The sequence below is a fragment of the Streptococcus sp. LPB0220 genome (assembly GCF_008727815.1).
Taxonomy (GTDB): Bacteria; Bacillota; Bacilli; order Lactobacillales; family Streptococcaceae; genus Streptococcus.
In genome coordinates this window covers 54,143-67,624 of the sequence record NZ_CP044230.1, presented here as the reverse complement: position 1 = coordinate 67,624, position 13,482 = coordinate 54,143, and the positions used below count along the sequence as shown (strand labels likewise).

Below are 13,482 nucleotides of genomic sequence, written 5' to 3'. Positions count from 1 at the left end.
CTATTTAAAAAACCAAGAAGGATGAGATAAAACTCATCCTTCTTGGTTTTTTTGATTATTCTAAAGAAGTATTTCTACTCTATAATATTGAAACCATCTCATCTACCTAGGCCATCTTTTGAGTTGCTTTTTCCTTTACGACAAATACAAAGCCAATAGAGCCGACGACGGCTCCAAGCAAGATCCAATAGACCATATCCGATGAAGCCATTGGGCCTGCCAAGAGACCAGCTAGTAAAAAGAGATCGATATACAGTCGGGTATCCCGATAAAAGGTCCAATTGAAATGGTAGCTACCTTCTGGATACTGACGCGTCGATACAGGCGGTTGAAAGACCTGCAGCAAGATCAAAATCCCAACAAAAGCAAGATAAGCTAGGCTAACTACCGAAAGCGGAGCCCGCATCGTCAAAGCCACAGCCGCTAAAAGCAAGACCAAGATCCAGAAATGGAAGTCCATCCAGAATTCATGATGATAACAAAACCGTTTCATAAGATCACACCTTTCTCTTTATGTAATCGTTTTCTGTACTTATATTATAAGACAACAAATTTATTTTGCAAGGAATCATTGGCTTTTTGGGGTTGAAAATAGGACCAGAATATCTCTGGTCCATCTAAAAAAACTATGAACAAATATTAGTTGCCACTTCATTCACTGATGTCATTTTCGATAATCACCTTGAGTGCATGGTTTTCACCCGCATGTTTAAAGACATCATAGGCTTTTTCAACTTCTGAGAGTTTGAAGTGGTGGGTGATGAGCTTAGTAGCATCGATCTTGCCTGATTTCAAGACATTGAGCAACATTTCAGTGGTATTGGCATTGACAAGACCGGTGTTAAGAGTAATGTTCTTGATCCACAAATCATCCAAATTGAAGCTAACCGGTTTCCCGTGGACACCGACATTGGCGATGTGACCACCGACAGAGATGACGTTTTGGCAGACATCAAAAGTAGCAGGATAGCCCACACATTCCATAGAAATATCGACCCCACGGCCGTCCGTCACTTCATTGATAAAGGCTTTGATTTCAGCGATATCACTGGAGCAGATGGTATGAGTTGCCCCAAATTTCTTAGCCGCTTCAAGACGAGATTCAGACAAGTCCACCATGATAATCGTAGCAGGTGAGAAGAACTGAACGGTCAAGAGAGCAGCAAGGCCGATTGGACCAGCTCCAACGATACAGACATTATCGCCTGGTTTTACATGAGATGGAAGCACCCCAATTTCATAAGACGTTGGGAGAATATCTGAGAGCATGACCAAAGCTTCGTCATCCACAGTTTCAGGCGCATGATAAAGACTACCATCCGCATGTGGAATGTGGACATACTCTGCTTGGGTCCCATTGATTAAGTGACCCAAAATCCAACCACCATCTTCACAGTGAGAAGGCAAACTACGTTTACAGTAGTAGCAGGTATTACAAGCTGTGACACAAGAGATAATGACCTTGTCGCCCACCTTGAAGTTATTCACTGCATCGCCGACTTCTTCGACGATCCCGATTCCTTCGTGGCCTAAAATCGTGCCTTCTTTACAAGCTGGCACATCTCCTCCTAGGATGTGAAGGTCTGTCCCACAGATGGTTGTCTTCAAGACACGCACAATGGCATCCGTTGGATTTTTGATCACTGGTTTTGGTTGATCCAGCAGTTGCAGATTGCCTGCAGATACATAAGTTGCAGCTTTCATAAGCGACTCCTTTTTGTTGGTTTGATAAAACCATTTTATTTTCGTTTCTTTGTGAATATTATAACATACTAAGTAAGCGCTTGCAAGAATTTACAGGCACATTTTTAAAAGTTTTTGAGCAAACAAAAACATTCCTCTTATCTCTACCAGAGGAATGTTTCAATCACCTTGTTCTAATTGTTGACGCTGCTTGTAGTACTCTTGCTGCTCGCGCTCACGTTCTTCTTCTAAACGCTCTTCATAGCGCTTAAGTTCTGCCTCAAACTCTTCTTGCAAGGCAAATAAACGCTCCAAGCCACTTTGAGCCTCCGCACTTGGGGCTTGAAAATGCAAGGCACTCAGCCAGTCTACTAAATTTTCTGTATGTTGGCGGACATCCATACGCATATCCGCATAATCCCACTCCAACTCGCTAAGCTTTTGATTGAAGCGGTAATGTCGATCTTCTAGTTGTTCTAATTCACTATTTCCTGAATGGTACATCACATACCTCCTTTAATCGGACTCAATAAAATCGGCTTCTTCACTGATTTCAGTGCTGTTTCTACCGCGTCCGCTGCTCCTCCTGTAAATCCATCTTTCAAATCACTAACTAGGGTCGTTGTAGCAAAAGAGCGCATCTTTTCGGATTGACCGCCCAAGGTTACCTGCAAACTCATCCCTTCCAACATCATCAAGGCTTTCTGCGTTGCAATCAAACTTCTGATCGCAATCCGCTCTTGCTCCTTTTTAATCTCTCGATGGAGCTCCTCAATTCGTTCTCTGTCCTCTCCCAGGATCTCTAACATCTTTTTCTCCTACTTATGAAAAATCAAAGGCCGTCGCTTGTCCCTTGTCCAAGTCCACCAATTGAGCTGATGCAGCCTCCAGCTGACCTGCCAAATCTGACAAGCGATTGGAGTAGGCCTTTGCTTGGGCGAGGTTTTCCGCCTCTACTGCTTGGTCCCAACAAGTATCCATGGAGAACTCTCCTAATAGTTGCTCCACTTCTGCGTCTGTTAAAAATTGGGCCATGCTGTGGGCCATTTGAGACACCTCAGCGACCTTATGAGAAACCGTCTCCTTAGCCTCTTCCAGCTTATCCTTGACTTCTGCCTCAAAGACAATTGCTTGCGCTGAAGCATTCTGCGCTACCGCCAGCACCAATTCCTCCCGCAAGTGAATGGTCTGGGTCCCAGACGCGCTCGCTAGTTGCTGATGGAGGCTAGAAATGCTTGGCTTTTCCTGCCCATACATGGAGACCACCGAAGCAGATGATGGCTGATTTTCTGAAGCGGACGTTGCCCGATCTCGTTGGGGCATGTCAATAATTTTCTGTGTCTGATCTTGCACTTCACCTTCTAACTCCATTTGAGATGGCCTCCTTTCTTGGATTTGTTTTCTCGTTTCCTATAACTGAAAAACTATCCTAACCCTTCAGCTACAGGCAGATTCACATACTATAGGGTATCATAAATTAGCCCGTAATGCTATAAAAATAGCACAGATTCTTAAAAAAAGTCTAATTTTTTATGAAAAAACGGTTCGGAGGTCTGAAAAGCAAAAAAGGCAGGCAATCCCTCAGCTCCCTTTTTTCGATCGAAACTTGAAAAGGCCATCAAAAAACCCCCACTCTTTCGAGCGAGGGATAGCTGATAAACATGAATCGTTCAATAACGTTTTATTTACGACGTCCTGGGCGTTCCTTGTAACCATAGTATGCATCTTCGATGATTTCTTGCATATGGTCTACCATTGGAAGACGTGGGTTCGCTGGCGAACATTGATCTTCGTAAGCAAGGAAGGCCAATTCACGAGAATGTTTCTTCCATTCTTTTTCATCGATGCCTTGTGCTTTGAAGTTCATTTCGATACCACAGCGTTCACCGAGTTCGTATACAGCTTTTGCGTAAGCTTCAACGGCTTCTTCTGGAGTAGAGCATGGAAGTCCTAGCATACGAGCGATATCTTGGTATTTTTCATCTGCACGGTAGTAGTTGTACTTAGGCCATGTAGCTGTCTTAGCTGGGCGTGTACCGTTGTAGCGGATAACGTATGGAAGCAAGATGGCATTGGTCCGTCCGTGGATGGTGTGGAATTGCGCACCGATCTTGTGGGCCATTGAGTGAGAAATACCGAGGAAGGCATTGGCGAAGGCCATACCTGCGATGGTTGACGCATTGTGCATCTTTTCGCGTGAATGGAAGTCCGCATTCTTGACTGAGCTTTCCAAGTTTTCAAAGACAAGTTTAATAGCTTGAAGAGCAAGACCATCTGTGAAGTCGCTAGCCATTTGTGATACGTAAGCTTCTGTCGCGTGCGTCAAGACGTCCATACCAGTGTCTGCTGCAACAGATCCTGGAACTGTCAATACCAAGGCAGGGTCTACGATGGCAACTGTTGGAGTCAATGAGTAGTCTGCGATTGGGTATTTACGGTTGTTTGCTTTATCAGAGATAACGGCAAATGGAGTTACTTCAGATCCTGTACCAGATGTTGTTGGGATCGCAATAAATTTAGTCTTCTTACCAAGCAATGGGAACTTGAAGGCACGTTTACGGATATCCATGAATTTTTGTACCAAGTCACGGAAGTCCACTTCTGGTTGTTCGTAGAAGAGCCACATAACTTTGGCCGCATCCATTGGTGATCCACCACCGAGAGCAATGATCGTATCTGGTTTGAAGGCACGCATGATCTCTGTACCACGTTCAACAGTTGTGATATCTGGATCTGGTTCTACGTCTGCAAAGATTTGGTAAACCACCTTGTTGCGACGAAGGTCAAGCTGTTCGATGATACGATCAAGGAAACCAAGCTCTACCATAGCGTGGTCTGTAACGATCATGACACGTTCAACGTCACGACATTTTTGTAGGTATTCAATTGAATCACGTTCAAAGTATGTTTTTGAAGGAAGTTTCATCCATTGCATGTTATTTCTCCGGCGTCCGACTTTTTTGATATTCAAGAGGTTGATGGCACTAACGTTGTCCCCAACAGAGTTGCGTCCGTAAGAACCACATCCAAGTGTTAATGATGGCAAGAAGGCATTGTAAACATCCCCGATACCACCGAAAGTCGAAGGAGAGTTGCAGATCACACGAATAGCTTTAACTGCTTTACCAAATTCTTTGGTCAATTCTTCATCAGCAGTATGGATGGCTGCTGAGTGACCAAGGCCGTTGAATTCAACCATTTGGCGAGCTTTGTTAATTCCGTCTTCACGGCTTTCAGATTTCAAAACAGCGATGACTGGTGACAATTTTTCACGAGTCAACGGTTCTTTTTCACCAACTTCTTTACATTCTGCTGCAAGGATATTGGTTCCTTCTGGTACAGTGAAGCCAGCTTGTTCAGCGATCCATGCTGCTGGTTTCCCAACGATGTCCGCATTCAATTTCGCACCCGCGCAGTTCTTGCTGTTGGCTTTTACGCCGAAGCAGAACTCTTCAAGAAGGGCTTTTTCTTTTTTGTTAACAAAGTAAGTGTGGTAAGATTTGAATTCTTCAACAAACTCATCGTAGATTTCTTTATCTATGATGACCGCTTGTTCAGACGCACAGACCATACCGTTGTCAAATGATTTAGACATGACGATATCGTGTGCTGCTTGGCGGATGTTGGCTGATTTTTCAACGTAAGCAGGCACGTTTCCGGCAACAACCCCAAGAGCTGGTTTTCCACAAGAATAAGCAGCTTTCACCATGGCGTTACCACCGGTCGCAAGGATCGTAGCAACTCCTTCATGGTTCATAAGGGCACTGGTTGCTTCCATAGAAGGTTGGGTAATCCATTGCACACAGTTCTCAGGTGCTCCAGCTGCAATTGCCGCATCGCGGACGATTCGTGCCGCATGAGCAGATGATTCTTGAGCAGATGGGTGGAAGGCAAAGACGATAGGGTTCCGTGTCTTCAAGGAAATCAATGCTTTAAAGATTGCTGTTGAAGTAGGGTTGGTTGTAGGAGTGATCCCGCAGACAACTCCGACTGGCTCTGCAATCAGCGTTAAACCAGTGACGTCATCTTCTGAAATGACCCCAACTGTCTTGGTGTGACGCATGTTGTTCACAACGTGTTCACAAGCGAATAAGTTTTTTGTTGCCTTGTCTTCAAAGACCCCACGACCAGTTTCTTCATAAGCATGAAGAGCAAGCTCACCGTGTGCGTCAAGAGCAGCTACAGATGCTTTCGCTACAATGTAGTCCACTTGCTCCTGGTTCAATTTGCGCATTTCTTCAAGCGCCACCAGCGCTTTTTGCACCAACTCGTCTACGTGTTTTTCAGCAGCGAGTTTCTTTTCTTCAGGTGAGAGAGTTTTTTTATCAGCCATTTGATGCTTTCCTCCAATGTTTGAAACCCTTATCCTTTTCTAGAACTTTTTCATGTTTTCGGAAATTTTCAAGAATAGTGTAAGAAATTTCGATTTGTTAATTATTTCACAATATAATTGTACTCTATTTTGAGATTTTTGTAAACACTTCCAAGCAACTTTCACAAAGAATTTTTCGAAGTTTGTGAAAACTTTATCAATCGTATTGCTGTGAAAGCAATTCTTTAGCAAAATTGTGAAGAAATAATTAAAAAATTTTTTCTTCACAAAGTGATATTTTCAATTGATTTTTGTAAGCGTTTTCTTAATCTTACTAAAAAAAGCAGCTTTTTACAAGTAAAAAGTTGCTTTTTGTTTTATTTTGTTAGGATTTGTTTTGTTTCAGTTTCAGAGAAGCATTGTTACTTCTTGACCGGACCCTTTTCGGCCTTATCAAGGGCTTCTTTGACTGTTTGAGCATAGAGTTCCCCACCATTGGTTTCCATATTGAAGTGAACAGAGTCTGTTCCCACCCAAATGTTTGGATTTTCAATTGCTACTTGGTACCAGTCCGCAATGGTGATAAAGTCGTATTTCTTAGCTAGTTCCAACTCATAAAGACGCGTTTGAACCGATTCACTGGACTGATCGTTGGCATAGCGCCCATCATATGGTGTCACAAGGATCAAGCGACGGCCTTTTGGAAGTTTCTCAACATACTGATCCAGCAATTCTTTGTAGTTGCTTACAGTATTGGTTCCTAGGGCAATGACCACATTTTTTAGGAGAACTTTATTGGAGATATCGGTCTCAAAGACCTTCATTCCATTTTCCAACTGACGGCTCACCACTGCATCGATCTGGATGCCCGGGATCGCTTTGGTTAGGTAGTCCTGCGCTCGCAAGTTAACCGAATCACCGATCATGGTCACACCATTTGAGACGTTATAGTCTGTTGCAGTCGCATTGTCCACTTGCGTCCGAGTGACCTGCATTTTGCTGTCTGCTTGATTGAGCCCACTCACTACCAAACTCTCATCAAAAGCTCCGACTGTTGGTGCAAAGGCAGAGATCCCGATCATCAAGAGAGCTAATGGAATCATGAGGTAAAAGATTGGCTTGGTCAAAAAGCTGAGATCCATCTTCATACCAAAGACACGAGGCTCCTTGCCTGCAATGGTTGGCTCCAAAATATAGAAGGACAGAGCCGTTAGAATCAAGGAAACGATCGTCGTCACAAGGGCTGCCATCATATTTCCCAAATGTTGAGAGAAGATGATAAAGAAAGGCCAGTGGAAAAGATAGACACCATAACTGGTATCTGCCAAGAAATTGAGAATGGCTGGTTCTTTTTTATCTGGCGTCTTTTCATGGAGAATGCGGGCCGACAGAATCATGGCACAAGCTGCGATTGTCGCTGCTAAAAAGCCAAACAGATAGGTCCACAAGCTATCAAATGGCAAGAAAAGACTGAGCACAAACAAGAAGGCAAAGCTTCCACCCAAGACCGATAAGGTCTTTTTCATGCTCCAAGACTGCACCAGCTTTGTAAAGTTCGGGCTGACATTGGCAATCCCTGTCACCGTTGCTAGGCATGATCCCGCAAAGAAGGGGAAGATGTGAGTGAAGCTAGAAAAATAGATGGTAGAGAAATTGGCTGTCAGAAAGGCGCGGATGAACATGGACAAGAAGGTGAAGAGAAAGAGCCCGCTGGATGCTAAGAAGAGCATGCCTCGGTATTTTCCAACCGTCTTAGCTCGCTTAGCCAAGAACCATGCCAAAAGTGCCCAGAGCACATAGTAATGCACTTCTAGAGCCAAACTCCAGGTATGAAGGAAGAGATGCGGAATGAAGTTGCTTTCGTAACTACCACCCGTTGCCATCTCAAAGAAATTAGTCACAAAACCAAAGACCGCCGCAATCTGAGTCCCAATACCAGCCACGTAGTCCCGTTGGACCATAAAGGTAAAGGGCATTACGACCAAGACCATAAAGACAAGGGGTGGTACGATCCGGTAAAAGCGCCGTTTCAAGAATGCCAGGTAGTCGATTCCTTGCTTGCGCGCAAATTCATCGATCAAGAGCGCTGTAATCAAAAATCCTGAGAAGGTGAAGAAAATATCTACCCCAATGAAGCCTCCAGGAAAGGCTTTTTGGAAGAAATGGTAAAGCAATACCAATAAGAGTCCTGTAACACGGACTAGTGAAAACCATTTAATGCGCATTTTGATAAATCCCCTGCTTGAATGTTCCTTTGTATACGACGTTGGCTTCTGTGGTTAAGGTGCCTTTGCCCTCCGGCTGGCCATTAACAAACTGCCCTTCATAGGTCCAGCCATCCTTGGACTTAAACTTACCATAGCCACTAAAAGAGCCGTTGACGAGGTTACCTGTATAGGTATCCCCATTTTTAAAAGTGACGGTTCCCTTGCCATTCATCTTGCCACGGACCAAACTTCCGTCGTAACGGATCGCCCCCTTATCCAAGGTCAAGACGCCCTGACCTGGAATGGCTGAAAGGAAAACCAGCAAAGCAGATAGAATAATCACGACTAATGCTGCTATTTCTAAATTTTTTCTTGTCAGATAGACCTTATAAGTCTCATAAAATTCTTTCATATTCTGTATTCTCTCACATATCAAACTCTTAGGAAGTTGCTAACTGATCTAACCAAGCCTTACAGCCGCTCAGGACTCTGGAATAGGTCTCTTCGAAATCTCCTGTGTACCATGGATCTGGAACACTTTCTCCTGCAAAGAGATGAATCTTGTGCTCTGTTCCAGGCGGTGCCATTCGTTTGAGGTCAGCCACATTGTTTTCATCCATCCCTAAGATCAGGTCAAAGGTATGAAAATCTTGGTCACTGATTTGAAGGGATGTTTTAGACACATCATAGGGTACGCCATGACTGCGAAAAATCTTTTGAGTCCCTTGGTGAATAGGGTTCCCGTGCTCCCAGTTAGAAGTGGCACGGCTCTCAATCTCATACTGGTTGGTCAAATCCTTCATGACAAACTCTGCCATGGGGCTCCGACAAATATTTCCTAAACACACAAATACGATTTTTTTCATGACAGCACCTCCTTTCTATTATAACAGAATGTAAGAAAAATATAATCTGCTAAAATTATAATTTTGAGGCAAGATGAAAAAAGCCTGTCCACCGTTGAGGTGGGCTGACTTTCTTTTTTTATTCAGGCAGGATGATCTGAAGGGCTGGCCATTTTCGTTTCCAATCTTTCTTCCGCATCCGCTCTGTATAAACCGCCAAACGCTCGGGACTAGCTAAAAAATGTGGAGTTGGCTGAACGATGAGGTCTTCGATATCCTTTGTCCCATAAGGGAGAAAGAGCTCTAGCTGACCCTCTTTCCTTAAGCGAACTGCAAGTGCCGTACACTGCTCGGGGTATTTAGAAACCGCGTCACAAGCACTGCGATAAGGAGCCGTCCCCGGACTATGCTGGTGCATATAGACTTGATTTTTCACTTCCCAAGCGTACTGGGGATAGGTCTTCTGTAATTCCTGCTCGATCTGCTGAGTCTCCTCATAGCTGATCGTAGGGTCATAAAAGACCAGATCCAGATCTGTCGTCGCATCAAACCCTGGTTTTCCAGAGAGCTGGTTCCAGATGAAATTGCGCACCGCGCCCGCCGCTAACCAGGCATCTGTTAGGTTGAGATCTCGAATGATAGCCAAGACTTTCATCATCTCCGGATCCGCTTGAATTTGTTCTACTATTGCTTCTTCCGTCAGCATCTTCTTCTAGTCTCCATTGTAGGGATAACCCAGGTGTTCGTAAGCCTTGCGAGTCGCCACGCGCCCTGTCCGGGTCCGCATGATAAAGCCTTTTTGAATCAAGTAAGGCTCATACATATCTTCTACGGTCTCGCGCTCTTCGGCAATATTGACCGATAGAGTCCCAAGCCCGACCGGGCCACCGCCGTACATCTCAATCATGGTACGCAGGATCTTTTGATCGACATAGTCCAGCCCTTCATGGTCCACATCTAGCATAGAGAGGGCCTTGTCGGTAATGGTATCGTCAATCAAGCCATCCCCCATGATCTGGGCAAAATCGCGCACCCGTTTGAGCAAGCGGTTGGCAATCCGAGGAGTCCCCCGACTACGAAGAGAAAGCTCTTCGGCAGCTTCGTGGGTGATCTCCATCTCAAAGATCTCGGCGGTCCGCTCGACAATCTCTGTCAAATCATCTTGCTCATAGTATTCCATGTGCCCCGTAATCCCAAAGCGAGCGCGCAAGGGATTGGACAGCATCCCAGCTCGCGTTGTCGCCCCAATCAAAGTGAAAGGAGGAAGGTCCAGATGGACACTCCGGCTGCTCTCACCAGCGCCAATCATGATATCGATGTAAAAATCTTCCATGGCGCTATAGAGCACTTCTTCAACTGACATAGGAAGACGATGGATCTCATCGATAAAGAGGACATCCCCCGGCTCTAGATCATTGAGGATAGCTACCAAGTCACCAGCCTTTTCAATGACAGGACCGGAAGTCTGCTTGAGATTGACGCCCAGTTCATTGGCAATGACAAAGGCCATGGTGGTTTTCCCCAGCCCCGGAGGGCCAAAAAGAAGGACATGATCCAGCGCTTCATCCCGAAGCTTGGCTGCCTCAATAAAGATTTTCAGCTGGTCCTTGACCTTATCCTGACCGATATATTCATGTAAATATTGCGGGCGCAGCGTCCGTTCAACGGCCTCTTCATCGCCCATGATTTCATTGTCTAAAATTCTACTCATACAGTCTATTATAGCAAAAAATGATACCTTCGGTACCATAAATAGAATGTGTTTTTTAAAGATCGTAGTTCTCACTAGCGTTCGAACTGCGTCAATGTACCTAAACTCGCTAATGCTCGTAAAGAATAAGGAACGTAGTTTTCGCTCCGCTCAAACTGCATCAATGTACCTAAGCTCACTAACGTTCGCTAAGGTACATAGAAAAAGCCACCGGTTTTGGTGGCTCTTATAGGGAGATTATTATGAAAAAGTTTTAGGAGTTTTATCATTCAAAGTTAGGAGGTCTTTGATGATGGTATTAGTATACGATAGGAAGCTTAAACTTTCCTTATAGTTTTTCTAAAAAATCTTTTTCGAGAAAAAGAGGTGGTCCCAAGCAAGAATTTCACATCCTTTTTTGGGTCACCCCTTTCCTCCTTATTTCTTAGCAATGGCATGGTAGCTAGTCTTGCTGGTGAAGACTTGACCTGCTCTCAAGATGACCTTTTCAGCTTGGTCACTGTGAATGGCATCTGGCACTGTTTGGAATTCTAGAGCCAAGCCATTGTGCTGAACCATTGGTTGGCCTTGCAGATGAACAGTTTCGTCTACGAAATTGGCTGAATATACCACCAAGGCTGGGGCTTCTGACTTAAAGGTCAAAAAACGTCCAGATGGCTGATGGTAAAGAAAGCCGGCATTTTCATGCCCTTCTGGAAGAGCAAATGGATGGTCTAATCCTTCTACCAGACGGATTTGCGGATCAGAGTCCTTAAAAAGATCCTCCAAGAGCATTGCTTGGTAGAGATGCTGGACAACCGGACTTTCTCTATCCACGGTCTGAAGAGGAACACCGTCTGGATGGATAGGGTAAAGCCCTTGATGGTTGATCTGAAAGACATGGTCATTGATCGGCTGGGTGAAGTTGCCTGATAGGTTGAAATAGCTGTGGTTGGTCGGGTTGACCAAGGTATCTTGATCCGTTTCTACCCGATAGGCAATCTCAAGTTCACCATCTTCCGTCAAACCATAGGTTACCCAGACCTTGAGATTTCCAGGGAAACCACCGGTTCCATCTGCACGTTCTGTGTATAGGGTAATTTCCTGATCCGTTACCGACTCCACGCTAAACAAAGCGCTGTCCCAGCCTGTTGATCCACTGTGGTTGCAGTTGGTACCATTATTGGCTTCCAAGTGATAGGTCTCTCCATTGAGTTCAAAACTTGCCCCTGCAATCCGGCCTGCTACCGGGCCAATACTAGCCCCATATTTAGGGCTATTGCCCACATAGTCCTCAAAGCGATCAAAGCCTAGAATAATATTCGTAAAATGGTCTTCTTTATCCGGTGTCACATATTCTAAGATCGTCGCCCCATAGGTCATGACAGATAATTGGTAACCCTTGTCATTTTCGAGGCGATAAGCCCGAACCTCTTGATTCTGCCATTTCCCAAACACGCTTTCTTGATACTGTTTCACAAACCTTCTCCTCCCACTGTTTTTCTCCATTGTATCAGTTTCACAAGAAGAAACACTCCACTTTTTATAGAAAATTAGTGGCTATTCTTTATGAAATGGATGAATGATCACCCCTTGAACAACCCGATTGACGGTACCAGTCGGTGAAGGTGTGTCTGGGCGATTTTGCACCTTGAGCGAAGTCAAGAGAGAAATCAACTGACCGTAGATAATGTATGGGAAGGCACGGTAGATATCTAGTGAGTCTGCTGATGCTTCTACGAACACTTCTCGTACATGCTCAATTCCTGCAGCTTGGTCGGTCAAGAGGACAACTTGACGGGCAATCCGATCCCCTGCAACTTCTCGAACCAAGTCCAGATCATATTGACGGGTATAAGGATCAATAGATCCAAAGACCAAGACCAGAGTCTGGTCATTGATGAGGGATTTCGGACCGTGACGGAATCCGACAGGACTCTCATACATGGTTGCGATTTTGCCTGCTGTTAATTCCAAAATCTTGAGCTGGGCTTCATGAGCTAGACCAAAGAAAGGTCCTGCCCCCAGATAGATCACGCGCTCAAAGTCTAGATCAACCACTTCTTTGACCGCACGGTCCTTCTCCAAGATTTGCTCTGACAGGTGAATTAGTTCTTCTACTCGTTTTTCCTTGATCTCTTCCTCGCTTGGATCAAAGACCAAGAGAGCTGTCAAAAGCATGGAGGTAAAGCTAGAGGTCATCGCAAAGCCAGCATCGTTGGTTTCTTTTGGTTGGAGAAGCAAGAGATTGCGCTCATCTCCGTGGGCTTGCTGGGCCAGTTTCCCTTCTTCGGCACAGGTAATGGTGATCTGATAGAGCTCATCAACCAAGTCTTGAGCCAACTGCACGGTTGCGACACTTTCTGGCGAATTGCCACTCCGGGCAAAAGATACTAAAACCGTCGGAACCTCTTTTTTCAAATAGGTTTGAGGATGAGCTACGATATCCGTCGTCGCAATGGATTGGAAATTCCAGTGGCGTTCATCGTGCACTTCCTGCAAATATGGAACCAAGGTATCCCCCACATAGGCTGAGGTCCCTGCCCCTGTCAAGATGACCTTGATATAGTCATGCTCTTGCCCAATTTTTTCTAAGAAAGTTTTTATTTCCGCTTTTCTTTCTTGGTACAAGCGAGCCGTTTCTTTCCAAACCCTTGGTTGTTGGTAGATCTCACGAATGGTGATCTCTGCTCCTAGCTCCTGCAAGTCTTCTTTTGTATAGTCTAACATAGAACCTGTTGTTCC

General features: G+C 44.9%; 13 protein-coding genes. All 13 read right to left on the bottom strand.

Annotation, left to right across the window (positions count from 1 at the left end):
• Positions 1–106: 106 nt before the first annotated feature.
• The 13 genes from LPB220_RS00410 to LPB220_RS00345 all read right to left on the bottom strand — a co-directional run bounded on the left by LPB220_RS00410 (position 107) and on the right by LPB220_RS00345 (position 13,467).
• Positions 107–493, bottom strand: coding sequence for an ABC transporter permease (locus tag LPB220_RS00410; RefSeq protein ID WP_150905011.1), 387 nt, complete (start codon positions 491–493; stop codon positions 107–109).
• A gap of 158 nt (positions 494–651) precedes the next feature.
• Positions 652–1,704: a zinc-dependent alcohol dehydrogenase family protein gene (locus LPB220_RS00405; protein WP_049472663.1), complete on the bottom strand. Its 1,053-nt coding sequence runs from the start codon at positions 1,702–1,704 to the stop codon at positions 652–654.
• Between the two features lie 159 nt (positions 1,705–1,863).
• Positions 1,864–2,187 carry a hypothetical protein gene (locus LPB220_RS00400; RefSeq protein WP_003009394.1) on the bottom strand — a complete coding sequence of 108 codons (324 nt, stop codon included), beginning with the start codon at positions 2,185–2,187 and terminating at the stop codon, positions 1,864–1,866.
• Positions 2,187–2,492, bottom strand: coding sequence for a hypothetical protein (locus LPB220_RS00395; protein ID WP_003002376.1), 306 nt, complete (start codon positions 2,490–2,492; stop codon positions 2,187–2,189). The genes LPB220_RS00400 and LPB220_RS00395 overlap by 1 nt, the downstream gene beginning before the upstream one ends.
• A gap of 13 nt (positions 2,493–2,505) precedes the next feature.
• Positions 2,506–3,054 (bottom strand): hypothetical protein, encoded by a 549-nt coding sequence (locus tag LPB220_RS00390; RefSeq protein WP_150905010.1) that lies wholly within the window; start codon positions 3,052–3,054, stop codon positions 2,506–2,508.
• A 310-nt stretch (positions 3,055–3,364) separates the two neighbouring features.
• A complete protein-coding gene (gene adhE, locus LPB220_RS00385; RefSeq protein ID WP_150905009.1) occupies positions 3,365–6,016 on the bottom strand; it encodes a bifunctional acetaldehyde-CoA/alcohol dehydrogenase in 2,652 nt (883 codons plus the stop codon).
• Between the two features lie 401 nt (positions 6,017–6,417).
• On the bottom strand, positions 6,418–8,220 hold the full coding sequence (locus LPB220_RS00380) for an acyltransferase family protein (protein ID WP_023920066.1): 1,803 nt from the start codon (positions 8,218–8,220) through the stop codon (positions 6,418–6,420).
• Positions 8,210–8,614 carry a hypothetical protein gene (locus tag LPB220_RS00375; protein ID WP_070586627.1) on the bottom strand — a complete coding sequence of 135 codons (405 nt, stop codon included), beginning with the start codon at positions 8,612–8,614 and terminating at the stop codon, positions 8,210–8,212. Before LPB220_RS00375 ends, LPB220_RS00380 begins: the two co-directional genes overlap by 11 nt.
• Before the next feature lie 28 nt (positions 8,615–8,642).
• Positions 8,643–9,068, bottom strand: coding sequence for a low molecular weight protein-tyrosine-phosphatase (locus tag LPB220_RS00370; protein ID WP_070594674.1), 426 nt, complete (start codon positions 9,066–9,068; stop codon positions 8,643–8,645).
• Positions 9,069–9,186: 118 nt separating this feature from the next.
• Positions 9,187–9,753, bottom strand: a complete 567-nt coding sequence (locus LPB220_RS00365; protein ID WP_150905008.1) for a nucleotidyltransferase family protein — start codon at positions 9,751–9,753, stop codon at positions 9,187–9,189.
• 6 nt (positions 9,754–9,759) lie between these two features.
• Positions 9,760–10,758, bottom strand: a complete 999-nt coding sequence (gene ruvB, locus LPB220_RS00360) for a Holliday junction branch migration DNA helicase RuvB (protein ID WP_021154208.1) — start codon at positions 10,756–10,758, stop codon at positions 9,760–9,762.
• Positions 10,759–11,175: 417 nt separating this feature from the next.
• Positions 11,176–12,216, bottom strand: a complete 1,041-nt coding sequence (locus LPB220_RS00350) for an aldose epimerase family protein (RefSeq protein WP_045760100.1) — start codon at positions 12,214–12,216, stop codon at positions 11,176–11,178.
• An 81-nt stretch (positions 12,217–12,297) separates the two neighbouring features.
• Positions 12,298–13,467, bottom strand: coding sequence for an SIS domain-containing protein (locus LPB220_RS00345; RefSeq protein ID WP_150905006.1), 1,170 nt, complete (start codon positions 13,465–13,467; stop codon positions 12,298–12,300).
• Positions 13,468–13,482 lie beyond the last annotated feature (15 nt).

What these genes read in the sequence shown, in the direction of transcription:
- LPB220_RS00395 (WP_003002376.1), bottom strand. Translation starts at nt 2,492, where the DNA reads ATGTTAGAGATCCTGGGAGAGGACAGAGAACGAATTGAGGAGCTCCAT.
- LPB220_RS00370 (WP_070594674.1), bottom strand. Translation starts at nt 9,068, where the DNA reads ATGAAAAAAATCGTATTTGTGTGTTTAGGAAATATTTGTCGGAGCCCC.
- LPB220_RS00405 (WP_049472663.1), bottom strand. Translation starts at nt 1,704, where the DNA reads ATGAAAGCTGCAACTTATGTATCTGCAGGCAATCTGCAACTGCTGGAT.
- LPB220_RS00365 (WP_150905008.1), bottom strand. Translation starts at nt 9,753, where the DNA reads ATGCTGACGGAAGAAGCAATAGTAGAACAAATTCAAGCGGATCCGGAG.
- LPB220_RS00375 (WP_070586627.1), bottom strand. Translation starts at nt 8,614, where the DNA reads ATGAAAGAATTTTATGAGACTTATAAGGTCTATCTGACAAGAAAAAAT.
- LPB220_RS00390 (WP_150905010.1), bottom strand. Translation starts at nt 3,054, where the DNA reads ATGGAGTTAGAAGGTGAAGTGCAAGATCAGACACAGAAAATTATTGAC.
- ruvB (WP_021154208.1), bottom strand. Translation starts at nt 10,758, where the DNA reads ATGAGTAGAATTTTAGACAATGAAATCATGGGCGATGAAGAGGCCGTT.
- LPB220_RS00400 (WP_003009394.1), bottom strand. Translation starts at nt 2,187, where the DNA reads ATGTACCATTCAGGAAATAGTGAATTAGAACAACTAGAAGATCGACAT.
- LPB220_RS00380 (WP_023920066.1), bottom strand. Translation starts at nt 8,220, where the DNA reads ATGCGCATTAAATGGTTTTCACTAGTCCGTGTTACAGGACTCTTATTG.
- LPB220_RS00410 (WP_150905011.1), bottom strand. Translation starts at nt 493, where the DNA reads ATGAAACGGTTTTGTTATCATCATGAATTCTGGATGGACTTCCATTTC.
- LPB220_RS00345 (WP_150905006.1), bottom strand. Translation starts at nt 13,467, where the DNA reads ATGTTAGACTATACAAAAGAAGACTTGCAGGAGCTAGGAGCAGAGATC.
- adhE (WP_150905009.1), bottom strand. Translation starts at nt 6,016, where the DNA reads ATGGCTGATAAAAAAACTCTCTCACCTGAAGAAAAGAAACTCGCTGCT.